Below are 24,668 nucleotides of genomic sequence, written 5' to 3'. Positions count from 1 at the left end.
TGAGGCCCGAAGCCGCCAGGCGGCTCCGGGCAATGTTGCTACATATGGCTTTCCGCGTACTCGGCAAGGATCGAACGCGGCACGCCCTGCAGGGTGATGTGCACGCCGTGCTCGAAGCCCTTGAAGCGCTCGGTGAGGTAGGTCAGGCCCGAGCTGGGTGCCGACAGATAAGGGGTGTCGATCTGCGCCAGGTTGCCCAGGCAGATCACCTTGGAGCCGGCACCGGCGCGGGTGATGATGGTCTTCATCTGGTGCGGGGTGAGGTTCTGGCATTCGTCGATCAGGATCAGGCTCTGCTGGAAGCTGCGCCCGCGGATGTAGTTCAGGGATTTGAACTGCAGGGGCACCTTCTGCAGGATGTAGTCGACGCTGCCGTGGGTGTTCTCGTCATCCATGTGCAGGGCTTCGAGGTTGTCGGTGATGGCGCCCAGCCAGGGCTCCATCTTCTCCGCTTCGGTGCCGGGCAGAAAGCCGATCTCCTGGTCCAGCCCCTGCACCGAGCGGGTGGCGATGATGCGCCGATAGCGCTTGCTGACCATGGTCTGCTCGATGGCCGCGGCCAGCGCCAGGATGGTCTTGCCCGAGCCGGCGGCACCGGTCAGGTTGACCAGGTGGATGTCCGGGTCGAGCAGCGCGTAGAGCGCCAGCGCCTGGTGGATGTCCCGCGGCTTGAGCCCCCAGGCTTCCTGGTGCAGCAGTGGTTCCTGGTGCAGGTCGAGAATCAGCAGCTCGTTACCCTCCACCTCCTTGACCCAGCCGACGAAGCCCTGCTCGTCGATGATGAATTCGTTGACGTTGACCGCCGGCAGGTCCTCGCTGAGCTGCACGCGGTGCCAGGTGCGACCGTGACCCTGACGGGTATCGACCTTGGCCACGCGATCCCAGAAGGCGCCGTCGACGTTGTGGTAGCCCTTGGACAGCAGCGAGATGTCGTCGACCAGCTGGTCGGTGTGGTAATCCTCGGAATCCAGCCCGCAGCCACGCGCCTTCAGACGCATGTTGATGTCCTTGGTGACCAGCACCACGGACATCCCCGGGCGACGCGCCTTGAGTTCCACCAGCTGGTTGATGATCTTGTTGTCGTTGAGGTCTTCGGGCAGCCAGGTGACCGGCGCCGCGCTCTTGCTCATGAGAATCGACAGGAAGCCGCAGGGGCCGCTCTTTTCCCGCTGGATCGGCACGCCATGCTCGACGTCCTCGGGGGTGGCACCGTCGAGAATCTTGTCGATCAGGCGGATGGCCTGCCGGCATTCGGCGGCGACGCCCTGCTTGCCGGTTTTCAGCTTGTCGAGTTCCTCCAGCACCGTCATCGGGATGGCGACGTGGTGTTCCTGGAAATTGAGCAGTGCGTTGGGATCGTGAATCAGGACATTGGTGTCGAGGGCGTACAAGGTTGGGGCGGTGGGCTTGATGCGTCCGTAGTCATCCATACTCGTCACCTCTTGTCAGATCCAGCGACGGAATGCCAGGACGGCGCTCCGCCACACAGAACCACCGACTCCCGATCAGGAGCGCCGCAAACGGATGAGGGCCGAGGGCCGCCACCTGTCTGCAGGGTTCGGCGGTCTTTCAAGGCGTGGTCCGTACGGGCCGGTCTTCATGCCCGGCTCGCCGCAAACCACAGTTCGTTGATACTCCAAAAAATGTGACAGGCAAATGATCTTTTCAGTTTTTTTATTTTTATTTGTCGGTTGGACGAATGACCTTGGCAGCGGCGTTCAACGGGCACTAGAGTCATGAGTCCGGCCCCCTTGCCAGCCGCCCGCTGGCGCTGCCGAATCGGCTAGAATCGCCGCTCCGCCGAAGGAGACGACTCATGCTGATGGTGATTTCACCCGCCAAGACCCTGGACTACGACAGCGCACCGGTGACCTCGCGCTTCACCCAGCCCGAATTTCTCGACCACGCCCAGGAGCTGGTCGCCCAGTTGCGCGACTTCTCGCCCGCGCAGATCGCCGAACTGATGCACCTCTCCGACAAGCTCGCCGGCCTCAACGCTGCACGCTTCGGCAGCTGGACACCGGAGTTCACTACAGAGAACGCCAAGCAGGCCTTGCTGGCTTTCAAGGGCGACGTGTACACCGGCCTGGACGCGCAGAGCTTTACCGAGGCCGACTTCGATTTCGCCCAGCAGCACCTGCGCATGCTGTCCGGCCTGTATGGCCTGCTGCGCCCGCTCGACCTGATGATGCCCTACCGCCTGGAGATGGGCACCAAGCTGGCCAATGCCCGCGGCAAGGACCTTTACGCCTTCTGGGGCGAGCACATCAGCGAGTGGCTGAACGGGGCGCTGGCGGCCCAGGGCGACGACGTGCTGCTCAACCTGGCATCCAACGAGTACTTCGGGGCGGTCAAGCGCAAGGTACTCAAGGCGCGGGTCATCGACACCGAGTTCAAGGACCTGAAGAACGGCCAGTACAAGATCATCAGTTTCTACGCCAAGAAGGCCCGCGGCCTGATGGCCCGCCACGTGATCCGCGAACGGGTGACCGATCCCCAGCACCTCAAGGACTTCGACGACCAGGGCTACCGCTTCTCGGCAAAGGACTCGAGCGCCGACAGGCTGGTATTCCTGCGCGACCACGCGCCGGAGTGAGCCTAGGGTCTGCTCCCATTTCAGCGCGGCCGTGCGTGAAACATCCATCAACCCCTGGGCGCGTGCCGACAAACCCGGCCTTGTGTAGGATTGGCGGACACTCGACATTCAAGGTCCAGCCATGATTTTCGGCGCGATTCTGGTTCTCAGCTGGTTCATCCTGCTGATCCGCTACCCGGCCAAGGCCCTGCCCATTTCCCTGGCGGCACTGGCCGGGCTGGGCCTGGTGGCGAGCTGGGTGCTGTGGCAGGAAAGCCGCGAGAACCGCAACCTGGCCCACCTCGAGCTGCGCTTGAGCTACGCCCCCGAGAATTGCCCCGCCGATCGCCCATTGCAACTGCACCTGCACAACGGCAGCGAGGCTGCCCTGCAGGCGCTGCGGTGGCAGGTGGCCGCCTACCGGCCGGGTGACAGCGTCAACCTGGCGCAGCGCCTGTTCGAAGCGCCGCGCTACAGCGGCCCTGGTGAGCTGTTGCCCGGCGCCGACTGGCAAACCTGCCTGCCGCTGCCTACCCTGCGTAGCGGCTATCGCGCCAGCACCCTGGAGTTTCGCGCCGAGCAGCTGCAGGGCACCTTCAGTCGCTAGGCGCTGTTTCACGATCCACACAACAACAATCACAAGGATTATCCATGAGCCACCCTAGGGTTCTGATCACCGGCTGCTCCAGCGGCATTGGCCGGGCACTGGCCGATACCTTCGCCCAGCAGGGCTATGAGGTCTGGGCAAGCGCCCGCAAGAGCGAGGACGTGGCGCGCCTCGCCGAGGCCGGTTTCCACGCCGTGCAACTGGACGTCAACGACGCCGCCGCGGTCGAACAGCTGGCCAGCACGCTCAAGGCGCGCAACGCGGGACTCGACGTGCTGATCAACAATGCCGGTTATGGCGCCATGGGCCCGCTGCTCGATGGCGGCGCCACGGCGCTGCGCAAGCAGTTCGAGACCAACGTGTTCTCCCTGGTCAACGTGACCCGCGCGTTGTTCCCGCTGCTGCGCCAGAACAAGGGCCTGGTGATCAACATTGGCAGTGTTTCCGCCGTGCTGGTGACCCCGTTCGCAGGCGCCTACTGCGCCTCCAAGGCCGCGGTGCATGCCATCAGCGACGCCCTGCGGCTGGAGCTCGCACCGTTCGGGGTAGGGGTGATGGAGGTGCAACCGGGCGCCATCGAATCCAGCTTCGGTACCCGTGCCAGCCGCCAGGCCGAACAGCTGATCGGCGAGCAATCGCCCTGGTGGCCGATGCGCGACGGCATCCGCGCCCGCGCCATCGCCTCCCAGGACGACCCGACACCCGCCAGCCACGTGGCGCGCAACGTGTTCGCCGCAGTGGCCAGCGCCAAGCGCCCGCGGGTGCTGCGCCTGGGCAATGGCAGCCGGGCCCTGCCGCTGCTTGCCGCGCTGCTGCCCGGCGCCCTGCTCGACCGGGTATTGAGCCGCCGCTTCGGCCTGGATCGCCGCTTGTAGAACCTCGCGGCACGGGCGAGACTCCAAGCTTCATCGCCGTCGCCGAGCCCTGTCGCCATGCCGCCTTCCCATCAGCCAGTCGCCATGCTGCGCTACGCCCTCGTCGGCGTGGTGGCGGCCGTGGTGCTCAACCTACTGCTGCGCAGCTTCGTCAAACTCGGCGGCGTGCTGGCCACCCTGGTGATCGCCGCCAGCATCGCGGCGCTGATGGCGCTGCTGTTCGCCTGGCAGCAACGCCGCCCGCCCACCCGAGGCGAGCGACGCCGCCTGGTATGGCTGTACGGCGGCCTGCTGGCGCTGCTGTACGCCGGGCTGCTGACCATGATGACCCTGCAGGACGAGCCCAGCCCCATGGGCATAGTGATCTTCATCCTGCATTACCTCGCTTATCCGCTACTCGCCCAATTGCTGTTCTCGGAGCGCATCTTCAAGCGCACGCCGTGATCGGCTGGCACTTGCCGGCCGATCGCTGCTCTACACTCGATGACAGAGAACGATTTGGAACCTCGATGAGAAGCAGCCGGCACATCAAGACCCAGGAGCGACGCATCATCGTGATGCTGCTCGTGGCGTTGCTCACCGTGCAGGTGGTCATCTACCTAGTCAGCACCCGCACCAACCGCAGCATCGTCGAGGAAACCATCAGCAGCAGCCTGCAGACCACCACCCAGGTGGTCGACGAGCTGCTCGAGCTGCGCCAGCGGCAACTGGCCCAGGGCGCCGCGGTACTGGCTGCCGACTACGGCCTCAAGGAAGCCATCGCCACGGGCGAGCGCTCGACCATCGAGTCCATGCTGGACAACCACGGCAGCCGGCTGAAGGCCGACATCGCCCTGCTCAATACCCTCGACCGCCAGCTGATCGCCAGCGTGCCCAGGGAACTGCAACAGGCCGATATCGCGCCACTGCTCAAGGCGGCTGCCCGGTCCGCGAGCCCCGAGGCGCAACCGGTCAGCCTGCTGCGCAGCCAGAGCGGCGTGCTCTACCAGCTCATCCACAGCGTGGTGAACATGCCCACGCCCCAGGCCGAGCTGACTCTGGGCTTTGCCATCGACGATGAACTGGCGCAGGCCCTCAAAAAGGTCACCGATACCGACTTCGTGTTTCTGTCCCGGGGGCAGAACGGTGCCTGGCAGCTGCACGGCAATACCCTGAGCAGCAGTTTCGAGCGCCTGCTGGGCAACCCGGCGGCGCTGGTCGACGGCGCCGAGTGGACGCTGCAGGACGAGCATGACGAATACCTGATGCGCTCGGTGGCACTGAACAACTTCAATGCCCAGCAGGCCAGCGACGTGTTGCTGATCGCCGGCAAGTCGCTGAGCCAGAACATGGCCGCCTACGAGCGCATCGAGGGTTTCCAGCGCTATCTACTGCTGGCCAGCCTGGGCCTGTCGGCACTGGTGGTGGTACTGATCGGCCGCCACCTGCTGCGGCCCCTCAACACCCTGGCACACCAGGACCCGCTGACCGAGTTGCCGAACCGCCGGGTGTTCGATCACAGCGTCGCCAGCGCCCTGGCCAATGGCCGCTCGGCATCCTTCGCGCTGATGATGATCGACCTGGATCACTTCAAGCAGATCAACGATCGCTACGGTCACGCCGCAGGCGACGAGGTGCTCAGGGTCAGCGCCAGCCGGCTGCGCGGCCTGCTGCGCAGCATCGACATGCCGGCGCGCCTGGGCGGTGACGAATTCGCCGTGCTGCTGCCGGGTCTCGACAGGGCCGCAGCCATTCGCCTCGGGCAACGCATCGAGGACGACTTGAGCGATCCTATCGTCTTCAACGGGCAGAGTGTCCAGGTGGGCATCAGCATCGGTATCGCCATCGCGCCCCAGGACGGCACCAGCGCCAGCGACCTGCTGCGCATGGCCGACGCCGAGATGTATGCCGACAAGGCGCAGCGTGAGAACGCCCCGGTCTGAAAGGTCGAACGCACGCGGCACTGCGCCGGTCGCTAGTGAGGTCACCTCTCGTTTCTGGATGCCTTATGGATTACCTCGACTGGCTGCAATGGCCAGCCATGCTGATCACCGTCATCGCCGCCTGGCTGGTCGCCTCCAAGCAGCGCCGCCGCCGTAACCTGGGCTTCTGGGTGTTCATGGCCAGCAACCTGCTGTGGATCGCCTGGGGCCTCTACAGCCACGCCTACGCCCTGATCGTGCTGCAACTGTGCCTGGGCGCGATGAACATTCGCGGCGCCATCAAGACCGAAGCACCAGCCGAACGCACCTGAGCCGCAGTGCTGCCATTCCCGGGCGAGCTGTGAGACCATCGGCGGCTTGCCATCGTTTTTTCACTGCCATGCCGAACCTCGCCCTGACGCCAGAGAGCCCGCCCGATGCCTGACATCCTGCACCTGCAGCAGGCCGACTGGCGCGGCGACTTCGATGAAGGTGCGCTACGCCGCGGCCAGGACTACGCCACACGCGGCCTGAGCCGCCTGCTGAGCCTCAAGGACCACAGCCTGCTCGCCAGTTGCCTGGGCAGCGGCGAGCGTCCCTACCAGCAGCGCATCACCCTGCACGCCTACGGCAAGGGCTGGGGCGTGACCGGCCATTGCAGCTGCCCGGTGGGGTTCAACTGCAAGCACGTGGCGGCGGCGCTGCTCACCCTGGAGGCGCGGCAGCGCGCCGGCGATGACCTCGGCACCCTGATCGTCACCGAAAGGCCGGTGGACGAAACCGTGCTGGACGACCTGCAGCCACAACCGGTCCTGACCTTGGGCAGCCACGTACGCGTACATTTCGATGCGCGCAAGGGCCGTATGCTGGAACAGACCCAACACCGCGCCGCCCTGGCCTTCGACTACCAGGGCCACACGGCTGTCGGCAAGACGACCAAGGACCTGCTGGTGCGCCTGGGGCCCAATCGCCAGCTACGCATCAGCCGCGACGCCCCGCGTGAGGCCGAGCTGCGCCGTCGCCTGGAAGCGGGCGGCCTGCGCATCGCCCTGCGGCAGAGCGAAGCCCTGGCCCAGCACCCCGGCGAGCATTTCGAACTGCAGGGCGATGCCGCCTGGCTGAGCTTCATGCAGCAGCAGGTGCCGGCGCTGCGCGCCGAAGGCTGGCGCGTCGAGATCCAGCCCGACTTCCAGTACAACCTGGCCGAGATCGACGACTGGTACGCCGATGTCGACGAGGTGCCCGAGCAGGGCTGGTTCGACCTGGAGCTGGGCATCGAGGTCGAGGGCCAGCGCATCAGCCTGCTGCCGGTGTTGCTGCAGGCCATCCGCCGCTCGCCCTGGCTGCTCTCCGGCGACGCCCTGGCCCAGCGCCAGGACGAGGAGCTGCTGCTGGTCAGCCTGCCCCATAGCCAGCGCCGCGTGGCCCTGCCTTATGCGCGGCTCAAGCCACTGCTGGCGGCGCTCGGCGAATTGTTCATCGGCGAGGCCGAAGAAATCGGCACCCGGGTACGCCTGGCACGCGCCGATGCTGCCCGCCTCAACACCCTGCAGCAGGGCCCGGCGCTGAACTGGCAGGGCGGCATCGAGCTGCGCGAGTTCGCCAGGCGCCTGCAGCACACCACGCAACAAGCGGTGAGCGCCCCCGACGAGCTGGCCGCACAGCTGCGCCCTTACCAGCTTCAGGGGCTGGGCTGGATGCAGGCGCTGGGCGAACTGGAAGTCGGCGGTGTGCTGGCCGACGACATGGGCCTGGGCAAGACCCTGCAGACCCTGGCGCACATCCTGCTGGAGAAGCAGAACGGTCGCCTCCAGCAGCCGGCGCTGATCGTCATGCCCACCAGCCTGATTCCCAACTGGCAGGACGAGGCCGCACGTTTCGCGCCGACCCTCAAGGTGCTGGCCCTGCATGGCAGCAAGCGGCGCAGCGGGTTCAAGCTGATCGCCGAGCATGACATCGTGCTCACCACCTATGCCCTGCTGCCACGCGACCTCAAGGCGCTGACCGCGCAGCGCTTCCACCTGCTGATTCTCGACGAGGCGCAGAGCATCAAGAATCCGCGCAGCAAGGCGGCCCTCGCCGCCGGCCAGATCATCGCTCGCCAGCGCCTGTGCCTGAGCGGCACGCCCCTGGAAAACAACCTGGGCGAGCTGTGGTCGCTGTTCAACTTCCTGATGCCGGGCTGGCTCGGCGACGCCAAGCGCTTCACCCGCGACTACCGAACGCCCATCGAAAAACACGGCAGCGAGCAGCGCCTGGCACACCTGCGCGGGCGCATCAAGCCCTTCGTGCTGCGCCGCAAGAAGGAACAGGTGGCCCGCGAACTGCCGCCCAAGACCGAAATCACCCAGTGGGTAGAACTGACGCCGGCCCAGCGCGATCGCTACGAGATCCTGCGCCTGGCCATGGACCGCAAGGTACGCGAGGAAATCACCCGCCAGGGCCTGGCGCGCAGCCAGATCGTCATCCTCGAAGCCCTGCTGCGCCTGCGCCAGGTGTGCTGCGACCTGCGCCTGCTCGACGAAGCCCCGGCCGAACTGAGCAGCAGCGACTCCGGCAAGCTCAGTAGCCTTCTGGACATGCTCGACGCGCTGATCGGCGAAGGCCGCCGCGTGCTGCTGTTCTCCCAGTTCACCTCGATGCTGGCACTGATAGAAAGCGAGCTGCAGGCGCGTGGCATCGGCTACGCCAAACTGACCGGCAGCACCCGTGACCGGCGCACCCCCGTGGAGCAGTTCCAGGCCGGGCAGTTTCCGGTCTTCCTGATCAGCCTCAAGGCCGGCGGCGCGGGGCTGAACCTGACCGCTGCCGACACCGTGATCCACTTCGACCCCTGGTGGAACCCGGCGGCCGAGGCCCAGGCCAGCGACCGCGCCTACCGCATCGGCCAGGACAAGCCGGTATTCGTCTACAAGCTGATCGCCCGCGGCAGCGTGGAAGAAAAGATCCAGCAGTTGCAGCAGGCCAAGGCCAACCTGGCCCACGGCCTGCTCGAGGAAGGCGGCAGCCAGAGCACCTGGCAGCTCAGCGAAGACGACCTGCAGGCGCTGTTCGCACCCCTGGCCGACTGAGCGCCTTCAACGCTCGGAGTAGTTGTCGCCCACCACTTCACCGGTGGAGTCGATGGCCTTGCTGGACGGGAACCTGTACGACGCGAAACGCACCGCCAGTACCGACAGCGCCAGGAAGAAGATGCCGCCGCACAGGTACAACAGGCCGATGTCCGGTGCCTTGTGATGGGACACGTCGCCGATCAGGTAGCGGGTCAGCGCGGTGATGGCGATGTACAGCAGGAAGCGGATCGGCAAATGGTTGGTCTTGAAGTAGATGCCGACCATCGCCCCCAGCTCCAGGTAGATGAACAGCAGCAGGATGTCGTCGACGCTGGCGCTGCCCTTGTCCACCATGCCGATGAACGCGGCGACCGACGCCCAGGCGGTCGCCGCACCGATGGCGAACAGCCCCAGGTAATGAAAACCTTCGACGAACAGATTACCGATCGAATTCGCGCCCTTGTGCATCCGCTTGCGGCTATTGTCCACCCACTTCATGGCATTCCCCTTTCCAAATGATGCTGCCTGGCGCCCTGATCATGACGCACCCGCATGACATTGCCATGCAGGAACAAGACCAGCGAACCGGCTGCGATGGCACACAGATGCGCAGCGGCACGGCAAAGACACATGCCATCATCGCCCAGGCCCGTGGCAGGATGTCGCGCATGATCGCCAGCCCGGGTTTACGCTGTTCAAACGCTGCCCAGTTGATTATGCTTGCCACAACTGTATGCATGAACAGTATTCTTAATTAACAGCGAAGGCGTAGAGGTGATGAATGGCCGTCGAAGTGGTGTACCGCAGCAGTCGCGACCCGGAGCGTTTGTTTATGGATAAGGCCGAAGCAGATCGTCATGACAAGATGCTGGAGCTGGCCGAGCTGCTCAGCGAGGTCCTGCAGAAGGCCGTACCGTCGCTCAGCGAGGACCAGGGCGAGGAGCTGGGTATCTACATGGCCAGAAATCGCGACGTGTTCGCCAAGGCGTTCAAGAACCAGCCCGACGCCCTGGGCGAACTGGGCGGCCAGCCGGAAGCGGAGTGACCGCCCGGCCCCCCGGTTAACATCTCTTCGCTTTTCCGGGCTGGACGGCCGGCGCGCGCGCAGCTAAAACAGGCACATCCCCCGGGAGGTGACCATGAGCGCGCGCGATCACTGCCTTGCCTGTCTGAATGCCGAACAGCCGATGCTTTTCGAAGCCGCACTGTGGATCGCCGCCGAGCACGACCCGACGGTGCAGCCCCAGCAGCTCATGGGCGAGCTGGAGAATCTCAAACAGCAGGTCGGCGCCGGCCTGCCCGACTTCCCGCCCCAGGAATTGGCGCAACCCCTGTTGCGACGCCTCAGCGACCTGCATTTCCACGAGGATGACGACAGCCCGGTCCGTCCGCAGGCCGCACTGCTGCACAAGGTGCTGCAACGGCGTCGCGGCCAGCCGCTGAGCATCGCGCTGATCGCTCTGGAACTGGCGCGGCGGCTGCAGATACCGTTGCAGGGTGTGAGCTTTCCCGGCTATTTTCTGCTGCGCGTGCCCGGCGCCGACCACCTGCTCGATCCCTGTGGCGGGCGCCGGCTGTACACCCGTGATTGCCGGGAGTTGCTGCTGCGCTACCTCGGCCCCCTTGCCCAGCTGAGCGCCGAGCACATGCAGGGCTGCGATGTGCGCAGCATGATCGTGCGCCTGTCGCGCAACCTGCGCCATCTGCACGCCCAGGCCGAGGACTACCTCAGCGCCCTGAAGGACGCCGAACGGGTGCTGCAGCTGGCGCCACCCAACGTCAACGACCACCTGGCCAGGGCCGATCTGTATCAGCACCTCGATTGTTCCCATGCCGAGCGCTTCGACATACAGCGCGCCCTGCTCTTGTGCGAAGACCCGGCCATGCGCCTGAAACTCGGTGAACGGCTGCGCCAATCCAGTGCACAGCCGGCGCTCCACTGATGCTCCCTGGGCGGGCGCCACTCAGCCCCACGCATCCGTACCGATTTCGATACACCGTATCCAATACGACACACGGATAACCAACAGCGACATTCGTGGGCCCGGACAGGGCTTTTCAGCCTGGGGCACGCCGCCTGTATCGAAAACGATACACTGCTGCCAAACATCAAGCTTTAAAATATATAACTCATTGATTTTTAATGATTATTTTATATGGCACCGACCTTGCTTATCCGTTTCCTATAAACCGCGCCCACCCAGATGGGCAAAGACCAACAAGGGAGCCCCCATGAGCGAATTGCGTTTCACCGTCGAACACGAATGGCTGCGTCAGGAGGCCGATGGCCTGGTCACCGTAGGGATCACCGCCTACGCTCAAGACGCGCTGGGCGACGTGGTGTTCGTGCAGTTGCCCGAGCTGCAGGCCTACGCCGCCGGCGACGAGGTGGCGGTGTTGGAGTCCGTGAAAGCCGCCAGCAATATCGGCATGCCACTCGACGGCGAAGTGGTCGAGGTGAACCCGGATCTCGAAGCCAGCCCCGAGCTGGTCAATGCCGAGCCACTCGGCCAGGGCTGGTTCTTCCGCTTTCGCCCAGCCGATGCCGGCGCCCTCGCCGGCCTGCTCGATCAGAACGCCTACGAGCGCCTGCTCAACGCCAAAGCCGACGCTTGAGAGAACCCCATGACTGACCTGACCACCCGCAACGAATTCATCGCCCGCCATATCGGCCCGCGCGAGCGGGACACCGCTGCCATGCTGGAAACCCTAGGTTTGAGCGACCTCGACGCGCTGACCGCCAGCGTGATTCCGGGCAGCATCAAGGGCACCAGCGTATTGCCGGCCGGCGACGGCCAGAGCGAAGCCGAGGCCCTGGCCGCCATCAAGGCCATCGCTGCCAAGAACAAGCTATTTCGCAACTATATCGGCCAGGGTTACTACGGCACCCACACGCCGTCGCCGATCCTGCGCAACCTGCTGGAGAACCCGGCCTGGTACACCGCCTACACGCCTTACCAGCCGGAAATCTCCCAGGGTCGCCTGGAGTCGCTGCTCAACTTCCAGACCCTGATCAGCGACCTTACCGGCCTGCCGATCGCCAACGCTTCGCTGCTCGACGAGGGCACCGCCGCCGCCGAAGCCATGACCTTCTGCAAGCGCCTGTCGAAGAACAAGGCCGCCAACGCCTTCTTCGCCTCCCAGCATTGCCACCCGCAGACCCTCGATGTGCTGCGCACCCGCGCCGCCCCCCTGGGCATCGAGGTAGTGGTCGGTGACGAAGCGGCCATTGACGATGCCAGCGCCTTCTTCGGCGCCCTGCTGCAGTACCCGGCGAGCAATGGCGACATCTTCGATTACCGCGAGGTGGTCGAACGCTTCCACGGCGCCAACGCCCTGGTCGCCGTCGCCGCCGACCTGCTGGCCCTGACCCTGCTGCAGGCACCGGGCGAGTTCGGCGCCGACGTAGCCCTGGGCAGCGCCCAGCGCTTTGGCGTGCCGCTGGGTTTCGGTGGCCCGCATGCGGCCTACTTCGCTACCCGTGACGCCTTCAAGCGCGACATGCCGGGCCGCCTGGTCGGCCTGTCGGTGGACCGCTTCGGCAACCCGGCCCTGCGCCTGGCCATGCAGACCCGCGAGCAGCACATCCGCCGCGAGAAGGCCACCAGCAACATCTGCACCGCCCAGGTGCTGCTCGCCAACATCGCCGCCATGTACGCCGTCTACCACGGCCCACAGGGGCTGACCCGGATCGCCAGGCGCGTCCATCAGCTAACCCGGATCTTCGCCCGTGGCGTGCAGGGCCTCGGCCTGGCGGTCGAGCAGCAGGCGTTCTTCGACACCGTTACCCTGCGCACCGGTGCGCAGACCGCCGCCCTGCACGAGAAAGCCCGTGCAGCCGGCATCAACCTGCGTGAAGTGGATGCCGAGCGCCTCGGCCTGTCGTTCGACGAAACCACCACCCAGGCGGATATCGAGCAACTCTGGTCGCTGTTCGCAGACGACAAGCCGATGCCGGACTTCACCGCACTGGCCGCCGGGGCCGACAGCAGCCTGCCGGCTGCACAGCTGCGCCAGTCGGCGATCCTCGAGCACCGGGTGTTCAACCGCTACCACTCGGAAACCGAGCTGATGCGCTACCTGCGCAAGCTCGCCGACAAGGACCTGGCCCTGGATCGCAGCATGATCCCGCTGGGCTCCTGCACCATGAAACTGAATGCCGCCAGCGAGATGATCCCGATCACCTGGGCCGAGTTCGGCAACCTGCACCCCTTCGCCCCGGCCGAGCAGAGCGCCGGCTATCAGGCGCTGACCGACGAGCTGGAAGCCATGCTCTGCGCCGCCACCGGCTACGACGCCGTGTCGCTGCAGCCCAACGCCGGCTCCCAGGGCGAATACGCCGGCCTGCTGGCGATCCGCGCCTATCACCACAGCCGCGGCGACGACAAGCGCGACATCTGCCTGATCCCGCAATCGGCCCACGGCACCAATCCGGCCACCGCCCATATGGCCGGCATGCGCGTGGTGGTGACCGCCTGCGACGCCCGCGGCAACGTCGACATCGACGACCTGCGCGCCAAGGCCGAGCAGCACCGCGACCAGCTGGCGGCGATCATGATCACCTACCCCTCCACCCATGGCGTGTTCGAGGAAGGCATCCGCGAGATCTGCGCCATCGTCCACGACAACGGCGGCCAGGTGTACATCGACGGCGCCAACATGAACGCCATGGTCGGCCTCTGCGCCCCTGGCAAGTTCGGCGGCGACGTGTCCCACCTGAACCTGCACAAGACCTTCTGCATCCCCCACGGCGGTGGCGGCCCGGGCGTCGGCCCGATCGGTGTAAAGGCCCACCTGGCGCCGTTCCTGCCCGGCCACGGGCACATGGCGCGCAAGGAGGGTGCGGTCAGTGCCGCACCGTTCGGCAGCGCGAGCATCCTGCCGATCACCTGGATGTACATCCGCATGATGGGCGGCACCGGCCTGCGCCTGGCCTCGCAGATGGCGATCCTCAACGCCAACTACATCGCCCGTCGCCTGGAAGAGCACTACCCGGTGCTGTACAGCGGTGAAGGCGGCCTGGTGGCCCACGAGTGCATCCTCGACCTGCGCCCACTCAAGGACAGCAGCGGCATCAGCGTCGACGACGTGGCCAAGCGCCTGATCGACTTCGGCTTCCACGCCCCGACCATGTCCTTCCCGGTGGCCGGCACGCTGATGATCGAGCCCACCGAGAGCGAGTCCAAGGAAGAGCTGGACCGTTTCTGCGACGCCATGATCGCCATCCGCGAGGAAATCCGCGCGGTCGAGCGCGGCCAGCTGCACGCCGACGACAACCCGCTGAAAAACGCCCCGCACACTGCCGCCGAACTGGTCGGCGAATGGACGCACCCGTACAGCCGCGAACAGGCGGTCTACCCGACCCGCAGCCTGATCGACGGCAAGTACTGGCCGCCCGTGGGCCGGGTCGACAACGTGTTCGGCGACCGCAACCTGGTCTGCGCCTGCCCGCCCATCGAGGCCTATCAGGACGCCTGATCGCGCCTGGGCTGCCGAACGCGTCGGCAGCCCCTCCCTCTATAGCCCGCACGCTGTTGCGGGCCGCTCACGACCTATACAGGAGAGCGCAATGAGCTCTGAAATACTGGCGAAAACGCCCCTTCATGCCCTGCACCTGGAACTCGGTGCCCGCATGGTGCCGTTCGCCGGCTACGAAATGCCGGTGCAGTACCCGCTCGGCGTGATGAAGGAACACCTGCATACCCGTGAAGCCGCCGGCCTGTTCGATGTCTCGCACATGGGCCAGATCATCCTGCGCGGCGCCGGTGCGGCCAAGGCACTGGAAAGCCTGGTGCCGGTGGATATCGTCGACCTGCCGGTGGGCATGCAACGCTATGCCATGTTCACCGATGACAACGGTGGCATCCTCGACGACCTGATGGTCGCCAACCTGGGTGATGACACGTTGTTCCTGGTGGTCAACGCCGCCTGCAAGCATCAGGATCTGATGCACCTGCAGCAGCGCATCGCGGGCCAGTGCCAGGTCGAGTCGCGCTTCGAGCGTGCCCTGCTCGCCCTGCAGGGCCCCAGGGCGGTCGAGGTGCTGACCCGCCTGGCGCCGGAAGTCGCCAAGATGACCTTCATGCAGTTCCAGGCCGTGCGCCTGCTTGGCGTCGACTGCTACGTCAGCCGCTCCGGCTATACCGGCGAAGACGGCTTCGAGATCTCGGTGCCCGCCAACCATGCCGAAGCATTGGCGCGCAGCCTCTTGGCCGAACCGGAAGTACAACCCATCGGCCTCGGCGCCCGCGATTCCCTGCGCCTGGAAGCCGGCCTGTGCCTCTACGGCCATGACATGAGCGCCGAGACCACGCCGATCGAGGCCAGCCTGCTGTGGGCGATCTCCAAGGCACGCCGGGCCGACGGCACACGCCCCGGCGGTTTTCCGGGCGCCGAGCGGATCTTCGCCCAGCAGCGCGATGGCGTCGCCCGCAAGCGCGTCGGCCTGCTGCCCCAGGAGCGTAAGCCGGTGCGCGAAGGAGCCGAGCTGGTGAACGCCGAAGGCGAAGTCATCGGCCAGGTCTGCAGCGGTGGCTTCGGCCCGAGCCTGGGTGCGCCGCTGGCGATGGGCTACGTGCAGAGCAGTCACGCGGCCGTGGACGCCGAGGTATGGGCCCTGGTGCGCGGCAAGCGCGTGGCCATGAAGGTCGCCAAGACCCCGTTCGTGGCGCAGCGCTACTACCGCGGCTGAACCTGCTGGGGCGGCCTGCCGGCCGCCCCTCGCTCTCAGCCGGCGTCCAGGCAACTGCGTCGGTTGCTGAACACCTCGCGGCGTATATCACGCACGTCCACCGAAAGGCTTCGAACCGCCGGCAGGCGTTCCAGCAGCGCGCGCACGATGACCATGGACAGCGCTTTCTTCTGCTCGTCGCTGCGACCGGCCAGTAGATAGAAGATCACGTGCACGAAATCCTCCTCACTACCGCCGACCGTGAAGTGCTCGTAAAGGCTTAGCCGCACCTTCACCTCGCCGTCCTTGAACAATCCGCTGCCCATGGCGGCCGCATGGACCCGCGTCACCAATTCATGACCGTCCACGAGTTGCAGCAGGGAGCGGGAACCTTCGATCAGGCAATGTGGCATGACGCTTCTCTTGTTTTTGATTCGTCATCCGTTATCGCACAACATTGGGCCAGTGGCGAGAGTGCATAGGCTCCCTGGCCGCGATACCCTCCAAAAACCTTCTCGTGCTTCAAGAGAAACGCTGAAAGCTTTTATTTGCAAGGCATTGACCACAGACTGCACGTATCGACAGGGCATCCTGGAAGGCTCAGGAGATCTTTTCATCGGCTTGCGTTGACAAGCCGATTGGGAGCTGTCGATAATCGCCGCCAATGTTGTATGACAACAAGCCTTATAAAAACAAAAAAGGTCGCACCATGAAGCCAGTCGCCTTCACGTCACCCGCATACCGTCTTCCGGGCACCCGCGCCCGATCCGCCGCATTCATCTCGATACCTGCGCGCCACCTATTCGCCAAAGGCTAGGGCCTGAGGCACGTCCTGCGTCATCGCGCAGGTCTGCGCCCTGTAAAGGGCATTCCATACCGCCCTCACGGCATGCCGATCAGCGATCGACAGAGGACGGGCTGTTCAAAAATCGGGAGCACAACAACAATGACCGCACGCAAAATCATCTCGCTGGGCCTGATCGGGGCCGGAACCATGGCCCTGGCCGTGCCGTTCGCCGCCCATGCCGATGGCTTCGTAGACGATGCCAAGGTGTCGCTGAACCTGCGTAACTACTACTTCAACCGTAACTACCTCAACGGCACCGACCCGGTCATCAATGGCGAGCGCCAGGGCCAGGCAGAGGGCTGGACGCAGAGCTTCATTCTCGATGCGCGCTCCGGCTACACGGCCGGCACCGTAGGTTTCGGCATCGACGTGCTGGGCCTGTACTCGGTCAAGCTGGATGGCAATGCCAACACCAGCAACAGCGGCCTGCTGCCAGAGCACGGCCCGGCGGCCAATCGCAACATTCCCGACGACTTCGGGCGTACCGCCGTGGCCGCCAAGGCCAAGATCTCGAAAACCGAACTGAAGGTCGGCGAGTGGTTCGCCGTGCTGCCGATCCTGCGTGCCGACGACGGCCGTTCGCTGCCCCAGACCTTCCAGGGCGCGCAGATCACCTCCGCGGAAATCGACGGCCTGACCCTGTTCGGCGGTCAGTTCTGGAAGAACAGCCAGCGCAACGACGCCAGCCGTGAAGACATGTCCTACAGCGGCATTTCCGGTGGCGATTTCAACTTCGGTGGCGGCGAGTTCAAGTTCAACGGCAACAACACCCTGGTCGGCCTGTGGCACGCGCGCCTGGAAGACATCTACCAGCAGAGCTACCTGCAACTGACCCACAGCCAGCCGGTCGGCGACTGGGTACTGGGCGCCAACCTCGGCTACGTCACCGGCAAGGATGAAGGCTCGGCCAAGGCCGGCGACCTGGACAACAAGGTCTACCAGGGCGCCCTGTCCGCCAAGCGTGGCAACAACACCTTCCTGGTGGGCTACCAGCGCATGGGCGGCGACACCAAGTTCATGCGCGTCGACGGCGCCAGCGGCGGCACCCTGGTCAACGACGGTTTCACCACCAGCTTCGACAGCCCTGAAGAACGTTCCTGGCAGGTACGCCACGACTACAACTTCGCCGGCCTGGGCGTCCCCGGCCTGGTGTTGATGAACCGCTACATGAGCGGCTCGAACATTCGTGTGGCCGGTGGCGGCGAAGCCGAGGAATGGGCACGCGAATCCGAGCTGGCCTATACCGTGCAGGACGGCACCTTCAAGAACCTGAGCATCCGCTGGCGCAACTCCAGCGTCCGCCGCGACGTCGGCCAGGACGCCAGTGAAAACCGCCTGATCTTCAACTACCCGTTGTCGATCCTGTAACACGCCCATCGCATCGCTGACTCCAGTGGCACAGTTGGCCCGTCCTCGTGACGGGCTTTTTTATGCGCCGCCCGGCCACCCTCCCCCCGATGAGCTGGTTTAAACTGCCGCGCCCCGCCGACCGATCACGCCCTCCCCATGAATGCCGCCCATCTTGCCCTGCTACACCGACACCTGAACGATGCGCTGAACGCCAGGCCGGCCGAAACGCGTCGCCTGTTCCATGGCCGTGGGCGTTGCAGGGAGGGGCTCGAACACATCACGGTCGACTGGCTGCAGGGCATCGTGCTGGTGTGTCTGTTTCGCGAGCCGCAGATGGATCAGCTGCAAGCCTTGCAGGCCATGCTGCAGCAGCTGAGCGAGTCGGATCAGTGGCGAGCCAGCGGCGCCCACAGCCTGCTGCTGCAGCAGCGCTACCTGCCCGACAGCCCGATGCACTGCCTGGTCGGCGAGCTGCCCGAAGAGTGGGTCATCGAGGAAGACGGCCTGCGCTTTCTGCTCGACCTGGGCCGCAAGCAGAACACCGGCCTGTTTCTCGACATGCGCCTGGGGCGGCGCTGGGTGCGCGAGCATGCCGGCGGCCAGCGGGTGCTCAACCTGTTCGCCTACACCTGTGGCTTCTCGGTGGCTGCGCTTGCCGGCGGTGCCGAGCACGTGGTCAACCTGGACATGGCCAAGGCCGCGCTGAGCCGTGGCCGCGACAACCACCGCCTCAACGAGCATGACCTGAGCCGGGTCAGTTTCCTTGGCCACGAGCTGTTCAAGTCATGGGGCAAGGTCAAGCGCCACGGGCCTTACGACCTGATCATCATCGACCCACCCTCCTTCCAGAAAGGCAGCTTCGCGCTGACCCGCGACTACGGCAAGATCCTGCGCAGACTCCCCGAGCTGCTCGCGCCTGCAGGCTGCGTACTGGCCTGCGTCAACGACCCGGATGTCGGCAGCGACTTCCTGATCGCCGGCATGGCCAGCGAAGCCCCCGAACTGCGCTTCGAGCAGCGCCTGGACAACCCGCCGGAGTTTCCCGACGTGAGCCCCGAGGGCGGGCTCAAGGTCCTGCTGTTCAAACGCGGTTGAACCAGTCCCACAGCCCCAGGGAGAAGCCGGAAAACAGGTTGATGCCCAGCGCCGACTTGATCAGGTAGAGGAACAGCAGGCCGATCGCCAGGGAAATCATCAGGAACAGGCTGACGCCCAGGGCCTTGGCGGTCAGCGACAATTCCTGCTGGGCGCGGCTGAGGTCACGTTTGTTGCGCCCGGCCAGGAACACGAAATAGTAGCGCCAGCGCCACAGTTTGAGGGTGCCACGCAGATCCACGGGGTGGCGGCCCCACTGCCGTGCGCCGAAGGCCACCTTGAGCGCGGCGAGCTGCTCGGCGGTGAAGGAATCCTTGAGATCCTCGGGCAGGCGATCCCTGAGGCCGGTGATAAAGGCGTCTTGCTCGTTCACGTGCATATCTCCAAATCGCTGAAAGCCTAACAGCCTCCACAACGAAAACGGGCCCCGTCATCGGCTGATGACGGGGCCCGCTCGATTCGCTCGTCAAGACTCAGCGCGAGGCAAATGCCGCACAGAAGCCACTGACGTTGTCGACGCCGCAGATGTGATTGACCGAGGTCATCAGCATCTGGCTCGGCGTGGCCTGGAAGTCCACCGACATCATCACGCTCAGGGCGGTGATGGTGACGATGGAGAACACGAACAGCTTGCGTGCCCAGACCTTGTCATCGACGGCCTTGTAACCCGACACCCCCATCCACAACCAGTAGGCGCCGCTGACTGCCGCTACCACGAAGTAGCTGTAGCCCGCGTAACCACTGATGGTGAGCATCAGGGTGGCGACCAGGAACGCGGCGATGTACAGGACGATGCTGCGCTTGGCAGCGGGAACGCCCTTGATCACCGGCAACACCGGAATGTTGGCGGCCTGGTAGTCATTGAAACGAAAGATGGCGATAGCGTACGAGTGGGGCATCTGCCAGAGGCTGAAGATCAGCAGCAGAATCGCTGCCCCCATGTCGAACTCGTTGCTTACAGCGCAATAGCCCACAACAGGCGGAGCGGCGCCCGACAGACTGCCAACCAGGGTTCCATAAACCGAATTACGCTTGAGGTACAGGCTGTACAGCCCGACGTAGACGACGAAGCCCATCAGGACCAAGGCGACTGCAAGCAGATTCGTGGCTTTATAGAGCAAGGCAACGCCTGCGATCCCGAGGACGCAGGCGTAAACGATGGCATGAGTCGGCGGAACCAGGCCTTTTACCAGCACCCTGTTCTTGGTCCGCTCCATCTTTTCATCGATGTCCCTATCGATGTAGTTGTTGAACACGCAACCGGAAGCAATCACCAGAGCGACGCCGAGTGCTGTTGCCAGGAACAGCATCAGGTCGATATCCCCCTTCGAAGCCAGGAAGAAGCCACCGGCCACGGAAATCATGTTCCCGAAGACGATGCCCGGCTTGGTCAGGAGCAGGTATTGCTTGAACATCAGGCTGCTCTCTTTTAGTTGGCCATCATGTAGTAGTGCATGCTCCAGATGATCCAGATAGAGAGCGCTACGACGATGATGGTGATCAGGATGGTGAACACGAAGGCAACCGTGTTCCAACGCTGCTCGGACGAAGTGTTCATGTGCAGGAAGTACACCAGGTGTACGTAGATCTGCACGACCGCGAACGCGACGATGGTGAACAACGTGGCCGCTTTCGACATGACGGGGTTCATCACGATCGCGAACGGGATCACGGTGAGGATCACCGACAGCACGAAGCCGACGACGTAATCCTTGGTGCTGCCGTGGCTCGCGCCAGCAACAGAGTGGTGATCATGAGCCATTACAGAGCCCCCATCAGGTAAACAACGGTAAACACGCAGATCCAGACCACGTCGAGGAAGTGCCAGAACAGGCTCAGGCAGCTCAGGCGAGTCTGGGTGGCCGGAGTCAGGCCACGGCTGGCGACCTGGTGCATCATCACGGCCATCCACACCAGGCCGGCACTGACGTGCAGACCGTGGGTGCCGACCAGGGTGAAGAACGCGGACCAGTAGGCGCTGACCTGCGGCGCGGCACCTTCGTGGATCAGGTGGTGGAACTCGTACAGCTCGATCGAGATGAACACCAGGCCGAACAGGAAGGTGGCGGCAAGCCAGGACAGCACTTTGCCCTTGTCGCCGCGGTACATGGCCAGCATGGCCATACCGTAGGTGATACTGGAGAACAGCAGGGCGAACGTCTCGACCAGAACCAGCTTCAGGTCGATCAGATCCTTCGGAGTGGGACCGCCGGCGTACGCGGTGCTGAGCACCGCGTAGCCTGCGAAGATACTCGCGAACAGGATGCAGTCGGTCATCAGGTAAATCCAGAACCCGAAGACCTTCATTTCACCCGCGTCGTGGTGATGCTCGTGCTCATGATCATCGTCATGAGCGGCGTGGTTGCTCAAAACTTCACTGGACATGGTTTACGCCTGATTAGCCTTTGCTTGAATGTGTGCCTTTTCGATGCGCTCGATCTCGTCGGGCTGCACGTAGTAGTCGACATCCGTGTTGTAGCTGTTACGGATCAGAACCACGAACGTACCGACGAAGCTCACCGCAGCCAGCCACCAGATGTGCCAGACCAGGGCGAAACCGAAGGCCAGAGCGCCAACGGACATGATCAGGCCCACGCCGGTGTTCTTCGGCATGTGGATCGGCGAGTACTTGGTTGGCGCCGGCTTGAGGCCGTCACGCTTCTGCTCGTGGAACTCGTCGATGCGATCACCACGCGGGGTGACGGCGAAGTTGTAGAACGGTGGTGGCGAGGAGGTCGACCATTCCAGGGTGCGAGCATCCCATGGGTCGCCGGTCACGTCGGCCAGTTCCTTGCGCTTGATGATCGATACCGCGAACTGGATCAGGGTGCACAGGATGCCCAGACCGATCAGCGCCGCACCGCACACCGCAACGTAGGTCCATGGCACCCATTCCGGGTTGGTGACCTGGTTGAGACGACGGGTCATGCCCATGAAGCCCAGGATGTACAGCGGCATGAACGCCAGGTAGAAGCCGATGATCCAGAACCAGAAGGACGCCTTGCCCCAACCTTCGTGCAGACGGAAGCCGAAGGCTTTCGGGAACCAGAAGGTGATACCGGCCATGTAGCCGAATACCGCACCGCCGATGATCACGTTGTGGAAGTGGGCGATCAGGAACAGGCTGTTGTGCAGCAGGAAGTCAGCACCCGGAACGGCCAGCAGCACGCCGGTCATACCACCGATGGAGAAGGTGATGATGAAGCCCAGGGTCCACAGAATCGGCGACGTGAACTCCAGACGACCGCGGTACATGGTGAACAGCCAGGTGAAGATCTTCACACCGGTCGGAATGGCGATGATCATCGTCGCGATACCGAAGAAGGCGTTGACGCTGGCGCCAGAACCCATGGTGAAGAAGTGGTGCAGCCAGACCACGAACGACAGTACGGTGATCGCCACGGTGGCCCAGACCATCGAGGCGTAGCCGAACAGACGCTTGCGGGCGAATACCGCGGTGACTTCGGAGAACACACCGAAAGCCGGCAGGATCAGGATGTACACCTCAGGGTGGCCCCAGGCCCACAGGAGGTTGACGTACATCATCGGGTTGCCACCGGCTTCGTTGGTGAAGAAGTGGAAATCCAGGTAGCGGTCCAGGGTCAGCATGCCGAGCACGGCAGTCAGGATCGGGAACGCGCCGCAGATGATCACGCTGGTGCACAGGATGGTCCAGGTGAAGATCGGCATTTTCATCAGGGTCATGCCAGGGGCACGCATCTTGATGATGGTCACGAAGAAGTTGACACCGGTGAGCAGCGTACCGATACCGGATATCTGCAGCGCCCATATGTAGTAGTCGACCCCGACCCCTGGACTGTATTCGATCCCCGACAAGGGTGGATACGCGACCCAACCGGTCATGGCGAACTCACCGACGAACAGCGACACGTTGGTCAGCAGCACGCCGACCACGAACAGCCAGAAGCTCAGCGAGTTGAGGAACGGGAAGGCAACGTCGCGCGCACCGATCTGCAGCGGCGTGACGATGTTCATCAGGCCGACCACCAGTGGCATGGCCACGAAGAAGATCATGATCGTACCGTGAGCGGTGAAGATCTGATCGTAGTGGTGCGGCGGCAGGTAGCCCTCGGCACCGCCGTGGGCGAGCGCCTGCTGGGTACGCATCATGATGGCGTCAGCGAAGCCGCGCAGCAGCATGACCAGGGCGACGAGAATGTACATCACGCCGATTTTCTTGTGGTCGACCGAGGTCAGCCACTCGGTCCACAGGTAGCCCCACTTCTTGAAGTAGGTCAGGGCGGCGACCACACCGATACCACCCAGAGCCACCGCGATCATGGTGACTACAAGGATGGGCTCGTGCAGGGGTATTGCATCTAGTGTCAGCTTTCCGAACATCGTTTATTCCTCCGCACCTGAAGCGTGCGCGGCTTCGCTCACAGGGTTGCTCTTGTAATCGATGTACTGGCCGAGGATCTGCCGGAACAGACCTGGCTGAGCATTGAAGTACTCGACTGGGTTGTTTTCACTCGCCTTGGCCAGCATCTGGTAGCTGCCATTGAAGTCCAGCGTGTTCGGCGACTGCTTGGCCTTGGCCACCCACTGCTCGAACTCTTCGTTGCTGGTGGCATGCACGGCGAACTTCATGCCGGTGAAACCATGACCGCTGTAGTTGCCCGACAGGCCGAAGAATTCACCCGGCTCGTTGGCAATCAGGTGCAACTGGGTGCGCATGCCGCCCATGGCGTAGACCATGCCGCCGAGCTGCGGGATGAAGAAGGTGTTCATCACGCTCTGCGAAGTGATCTGGAAGCTGATCGGCGTATTGTCCGGGATGTACAGCTCATTGACCGAAGCGATGCCTTGCTCGGGATAGATGAACAGCCATTTCCAGTCCAGAGAGACCACTTCGACGGTCAGCGGCTTGTTCTCGTGCTCGATGGGCCGGTAAGGATCGAGCGAGTGAGTGGTCTTCCAGGTGATCACCGCCAGCACGATGATGATCACGCACGGAACGCCCCAGACGATGGCCTCGATCTTGTGCGAGTGAGCCCACTCAGGCGCGTAGGTCGCGTCCTTGTTCGAAGCGCGGTAGCGCCAGGCGAACAGAATGGTCATGAAAATGACGGGTACCACCACGATCAGCATCAGCAGAGTGGCGGTAATGATCAGGTTGCGCTGCTCGATGCCGATTTGCCCTTTCGAATCGAAAAGAGCCCAGTCGCAGCCACTCAGGGAGACGGCCACGACAATCGTCAGAAGCGTGCGGAACAAGCGGTGGTACTTCTCTTCTCTCATTTCACGACCTTCAGCAAAGTGATATCCCACATAGCGTTCTGTTCAGCCTGACGCCCAATGCCACCGGGCATGCCAGGAAAACGATGCGCCGAGGCACCGAAATCGTTTCAGCTTCGAAACTACTAAACGGAGGGGGCGACATTTTCGGTTACGCAGCCAAAAAAACCAACCGCATAACGACGATGGGCCTACAAATAGTCGGGGTGTATTGCTCGCCCCGGCCTGCCCCGACCCTGCCAAACCAGCCGCTATCCGGCAGCTGGCAACAGCTCGCTTTACTCGCAAAGCCCCACATGACCGCACCTGTAGCGCGAGAGCGGAAGACCGCTCACGAACCGAGCGCGCATCACCGGGAGAGTTGCGACTCATAATAGTGGCTCATATCCGCGCAGTTGCGCGGCAATATGTCGCACAGCCACAACCACGAGGAACT

At 63.9% G+C, this 24,668-nt stretch carries 24 protein-coding genes; 15 read left to right on the top strand and 9 right to left on the bottom strand.

The features are described from left to right. Positions 1–38 precede the first annotated feature (38 nt). Complete coding sequence (locus K8U54_RS16280; RefSeq protein ID WP_249906788.1) at positions 39–1,430, bottom strand: PhoH family protein; 1,392 nt, start codon at positions 1,428–1,430, stop codon at positions 39–41. 386 nt (positions 1,431–1,816) lie between these two features. Between K8U54_RS16280 and yaaA the strand changes: the two genes are divergently transcribed. From yaaA to K8U54_RS16245, 7 genes are all read left to right on the top strand, one after another. After that, entirely contained in the window at positions 1,817–2,596 is a 780-nt protein-coding gene (gene yaaA / locus K8U54_RS16275) for a peroxide stress protein YaaA (RefSeq protein ID WP_249906787.1), read from the top strand. 121 nt (positions 2,597–2,717) lie between these two features. Continuing rightward, on the top strand, positions 2,718–3,182 hold the full coding sequence (locus K8U54_RS16270) for a multidrug transporter (RefSeq protein ID WP_249906786.1): 465 nt from the start codon (positions 2,718–2,720) through the stop codon (positions 3,180–3,182). A gap of 44 nt (positions 3,183–3,226) precedes the next feature. After that, positions 3,227–4,057, top strand: a complete 831-nt coding sequence (locus tag K8U54_RS16265) for an SDR family oxidoreductase (RefSeq protein WP_249906785.1) — start codon at positions 3,227–3,229, stop codon at positions 4,055–4,057. A gap of 57 nt (positions 4,058–4,114) precedes the next feature. Beyond that, positions 4,115–4,501 (top strand): ABZJ_00895 family protein, encoded by a 387-nt coding sequence (locus K8U54_RS16260; protein WP_249906784.1) that lies wholly within the window; start codon positions 4,115–4,117, stop codon positions 4,499–4,501. A gap of 65 nt (positions 4,502–4,566) precedes the next feature. Then, positions 4,567–5,979: a GGDEF domain-containing protein gene (locus K8U54_RS16255; RefSeq protein ID WP_249906783.1), complete on the top strand. Its 1,413-nt coding sequence runs from the start codon at positions 4,567–4,569 to the stop codon at positions 5,977–5,979. A gap of 65 nt (positions 5,980–6,044) precedes the next feature. Beyond that, positions 6,045–6,290: a hypothetical protein gene (locus K8U54_RS16250; protein WP_249906782.1), complete on the top strand. Its 246-nt coding sequence runs from the start codon at positions 6,045–6,047 to the stop codon at positions 6,288–6,290. Between the two features lie 105 nt (positions 6,291–6,395). Then, positions 6,396–9,029 (top strand): DEAD/DEAH box helicase, encoded by a 2,634-nt coding sequence (locus K8U54_RS16245; protein ID WP_249906781.1) that lies wholly within the window; start codon positions 6,396–6,398, stop codon positions 9,027–9,029. Positions 9,030–9,035: 6 nt separating this feature from the next. Here K8U54_RS16245 and K8U54_RS16240 read toward each other — a convergent pair whose 3' ends face one another. Further along, positions 9,036–9,509 (bottom strand): phosphate-starvation-inducible protein PsiE, encoded by a 474-nt coding sequence (locus tag K8U54_RS16240; RefSeq protein ID WP_249906780.1) that lies wholly within the window; start codon positions 9,507–9,509, stop codon positions 9,036–9,038. 65 nt (positions 9,510–9,574) lie between these two features. Between K8U54_RS16240 and K8U54_RS16235 the strand changes: the two genes are divergently transcribed. The 6 genes from K8U54_RS16235 (at position 9,575) to gcvT (ending at position 15,702) form a co-directional block, all read left to right on the top strand. Next, positions 9,575–9,769 (top strand): hypothetical protein, encoded by a 195-nt coding sequence (locus K8U54_RS16235; protein WP_249906779.1) that lies wholly within the window; start codon positions 9,575–9,577, stop codon positions 9,767–9,769. Positions 9,770–9,792: 23 nt separating this feature from the next. Next, complete coding sequence (locus tag K8U54_RS16230; RefSeq protein WP_249906778.1) at positions 9,793–10,056, top strand: YebG family protein; 264 nt, start codon at positions 9,793–9,795, stop codon at positions 10,054–10,056. A 94-nt stretch (positions 10,057–10,150) separates the two neighbouring features. Next, on the top strand, positions 10,151–10,954 hold the full coding sequence (locus K8U54_RS16225) for a SirB1 family protein (protein WP_249906777.1): 804 nt from the start codon (positions 10,151–10,153) through the stop codon (positions 10,952–10,954). Between the two features lie 289 nt (positions 10,955–11,243). Next, positions 11,244–11,627 (top strand): glycine cleavage system protein GcvH, encoded by a 384-nt coding sequence (gene gcvH / locus K8U54_RS16220; protein WP_249906776.1) that lies wholly within the window; start codon positions 11,244–11,246, stop codon positions 11,625–11,627. Positions 11,628–11,636: 9 nt separating this feature from the next. Next, positions 11,637–14,489 (top strand): aminomethyl-transferring glycine dehydrogenase, encoded by a 2,853-nt coding sequence (gene gcvP / locus K8U54_RS16215; RefSeq protein ID WP_249906775.1) that lies wholly within the window; start codon positions 11,637–11,639, stop codon positions 14,487–14,489. 91 nt (positions 14,490–14,580) lie between these two features. Further along, positions 14,581–15,702 (top strand): glycine cleavage system aminomethyltransferase GcvT, encoded by a 1,122-nt coding sequence (gcvT, locus tag K8U54_RS16210; protein ID WP_249906774.1) that lies wholly within the window; start codon positions 14,581–14,583, stop codon positions 15,700–15,702. Between the two features lie 35 nt (positions 15,703–15,737). On the opposite strand, the gene K8U54_RS16205 is transcribed toward gcvT, so the two are convergent. Beyond that, positions 15,738–16,094, bottom strand: coding sequence for a 5-carboxymethyl-2-hydroxymuconate Delta-isomerase (locus K8U54_RS16205; protein WP_249906773.1), 357 nt, complete (start codon positions 16,092–16,094; stop codon positions 15,738–15,740). A gap of 533 nt (positions 16,095–16,627) precedes the next feature. Here K8U54_RS16205 and K8U54_RS16200 point away from each other — a divergent pair. Both K8U54_RS16200 and K8U54_RS16195 read left to right on the top strand, forming a co-directional pair. After that, positions 16,628–17,896, top strand: a complete 1,269-nt coding sequence (locus tag K8U54_RS16200; protein WP_249906772.1) for an OprD family porin — start codon at positions 16,628–16,630, stop codon at positions 17,894–17,896. A gap of 138 nt (positions 17,897–18,034) precedes the next feature. Next, positions 18,035–18,973: a class I SAM-dependent methyltransferase gene (locus K8U54_RS16195; RefSeq protein WP_249906771.1), complete on the top strand. Its 939-nt coding sequence runs from the start codon at positions 18,035–18,037 to the stop codon at positions 18,971–18,973. Here K8U54_RS16195 and K8U54_RS16190 read toward each other — a convergent pair. The 6 genes from K8U54_RS16190 to cyoA form a co-directional block, all read right to left on the bottom strand. Continuing rightward, positions 18,960–19,352 (bottom strand): 3-phosphoshikimate 1-carboxyvinyltransferase, encoded by a 393-nt coding sequence (locus K8U54_RS16190; protein WP_249906770.1) that lies wholly within the window; start codon positions 19,350–19,352, stop codon positions 18,960–18,962. The genes K8U54_RS16195 and K8U54_RS16190 overlap by 14 nt on opposite strands. A gap of 94 nt (positions 19,353–19,446) precedes the next feature. Continuing rightward, on the bottom strand, positions 19,447–20,391 hold the full coding sequence (gene cyoE, locus K8U54_RS16185) for a heme o synthase (RefSeq protein WP_205881611.1): 945 nt from the start codon (positions 20,389–20,391) through the stop codon (positions 19,447–19,449). 11 nt (positions 20,392–20,402) lie between these two features. Beyond that, positions 20,403–20,735, bottom strand: a complete 333-nt coding sequence (locus tag K8U54_RS16180) for a cytochrome o ubiquinol oxidase subunit IV (RefSeq protein WP_070887568.1) — start codon at positions 20,733–20,735, stop codon at positions 20,403–20,405. Beyond that, positions 20,735–21,358 (bottom strand): cytochrome o ubiquinol oxidase subunit III, encoded by a 624-nt coding sequence (cyoC, locus tag K8U54_RS16175; RefSeq protein WP_070887569.1) that lies wholly within the window; start codon positions 21,356–21,358, stop codon positions 20,735–20,737. Before cyoC ends, K8U54_RS16180 begins: the two co-directional genes overlap by 1 nt. 3 nt (positions 21,359–21,361) lie before the next feature. After that, on the bottom strand, positions 21,362–23,335 hold the full coding sequence (gene cyoB / locus K8U54_RS16170) for a cytochrome o ubiquinol oxidase subunit I (protein ID WP_249906769.1): 1,974 nt from the start codon (positions 23,333–23,335) through the stop codon (positions 21,362–21,364). Between the two features lie 3 nt (positions 23,336–23,338). Next, positions 23,339–24,235 carry a ubiquinol oxidase subunit II gene (gene cyoA / locus K8U54_RS16165; RefSeq protein ID WP_249906768.1) on the bottom strand — a complete coding sequence of 299 codons (897 nt, stop codon included), beginning with the start codon at positions 24,233–24,235 and terminating at the stop codon, positions 23,339–23,341. Positions 24,236–24,668 lie beyond the last annotated feature (433 nt).

It is taken from the genome of Pseudomonas fulva, from assembly GCF_023517795.1.
In the GTDB taxonomy this organism is placed as follows: Bacteria; Pseudomonadota; Gammaproteobacteria; order Pseudomonadales; family Pseudomonadaceae; genus Aquipseudomonas; species Aquipseudomonas fulva_D.
This window is presented reverse-complemented; position numbering and strand designations above follow the sequence as displayed.

What these genes read in the sequence shown, in the direction of transcription:
- K8U54_RS16280 (WP_249906788.1), bottom strand. Translation starts at nt 1,430, where the DNA reads ATGGATGACTACGGACGCATCAAGCCCACCGCCCCAACCTTGTACGCC.
- yaaA (WP_249906787.1), top strand. Translation starts at nt 1,817, where the DNA reads ATGCTGATGGTGATTTCACCCGCCAAGACCCTGGACTACGACAGCGCA.
- K8U54_RS16270 (WP_249906786.1), top strand. Translation starts at nt 2,718, where the DNA reads ATGATTTTCGGCGCGATTCTGGTTCTCAGCTGGTTCATCCTGCTGATC.
- K8U54_RS16265 (WP_249906785.1), top strand. Translation starts at nt 3,227, where the DNA reads ATGAGCCACCCTAGGGTTCTGATCACCGGCTGCTCCAGCGGCATTGGC.
- K8U54_RS16260 (WP_249906784.1), top strand. Translation starts at nt 4,115, where the DNA reads ATGCCGCCTTCCCATCAGCCAGTCGCCATGCTGCGCTACGCCCTCGTC.
- K8U54_RS16255 (WP_249906783.1), top strand. Translation starts at nt 4,567, where the DNA reads ATGAGAAGCAGCCGGCACATCAAGACCCAGGAGCGACGCATCATCGTG.
- K8U54_RS16250 (WP_249906782.1), top strand. Translation starts at nt 6,045, where the DNA reads ATGGATTACCTCGACTGGCTGCAATGGCCAGCCATGCTGATCACCGTC.
- K8U54_RS16245 (WP_249906781.1), top strand. Translation starts at nt 6,396, where the DNA reads ATGCCTGACATCCTGCACCTGCAGCAGGCCGACTGGCGCGGCGACTTC.
- K8U54_RS16240 (WP_249906780.1), bottom strand. Translation starts at nt 9,509, where the DNA reads ATGAAGTGGGTGGACAATAGCCGCAAGCGGATGCACAAGGGCGCGAAT.
- K8U54_RS16235 (WP_249906779.1), top strand. Translation starts at nt 9,575, where the DNA reads ATGCAGGAACAAGACCAGCGAACCGGCTGCGATGGCACACAGATGCGC.
- K8U54_RS16230 (WP_249906778.1), top strand. Translation starts at nt 9,793, where the DNA reads ATGGCCGTCGAAGTGGTGTACCGCAGCAGTCGCGACCCGGAGCGTTTG.
- K8U54_RS16225 (WP_249906777.1), top strand. Translation starts at nt 10,151, where the DNA reads ATGAGCGCGCGCGATCACTGCCTTGCCTGTCTGAATGCCGAACAGCCG.
- gcvH (WP_249906776.1), top strand. Translation starts at nt 11,244, where the DNA reads ATGAGCGAATTGCGTTTCACCGTCGAACACGAATGGCTGCGTCAGGAG.
- gcvP (WP_249906775.1), top strand. Translation starts at nt 11,637, where the DNA reads ATGACTGACCTGACCACCCGCAACGAATTCATCGCCCGCCATATCGGC.
- gcvT (WP_249906774.1), top strand. Translation starts at nt 14,581, where the DNA reads ATGAGCTCTGAAATACTGGCGAAAACGCCCCTTCATGCCCTGCACCTG.
- K8U54_RS16205 (WP_249906773.1), bottom strand. Translation starts at nt 16,094, where the DNA reads ATGCCACATTGCCTGATCGAAGGTTCCCGCTCCCTGCTGCAACTCGTG.
- K8U54_RS16200 (WP_249906772.1), top strand. Translation starts at nt 16,628, where the DNA reads ATGACCGCACGCAAAATCATCTCGCTGGGCCTGATCGGGGCCGGAACC.
- K8U54_RS16195 (WP_249906771.1), top strand. Translation starts at nt 18,035, where the DNA reads ATGAATGCCGCCCATCTTGCCCTGCTACACCGACACCTGAACGATGCG.
- K8U54_RS16190 (WP_249906770.1), bottom strand. Translation starts at nt 19,352, where the DNA reads ATGCACGTGAACGAGCAAGACGCCTTTATCACCGGCCTCAGGGATCGC.
- K8U54_RS16180 (WP_070887568.1), bottom strand. Translation starts at nt 20,735, where the DNA reads ATGGCTCATGATCACCACTCTGTTGCTGGCGCGAGCCACGGCAGCACC.
- cyoC (WP_070887569.1), bottom strand. Translation starts at nt 21,358, where the DNA reads ATGTCCAGTGAAGTTTTGAGCAACCACGCCGCTCATGACGATGATCAT.
- cyoB (WP_249906769.1), bottom strand. Translation starts at nt 23,335, where the DNA reads ATGTTCGGAAAGCTGACACTAGATGCAATACCCCTGCACGAGCCCATC.
- cyoA (WP_249906768.1), bottom strand. Translation starts at nt 24,235, where the DNA reads ATGAGAGAAGAGAAGTACCACCGCTTGTTCCGCACGCTTCTGACGATT.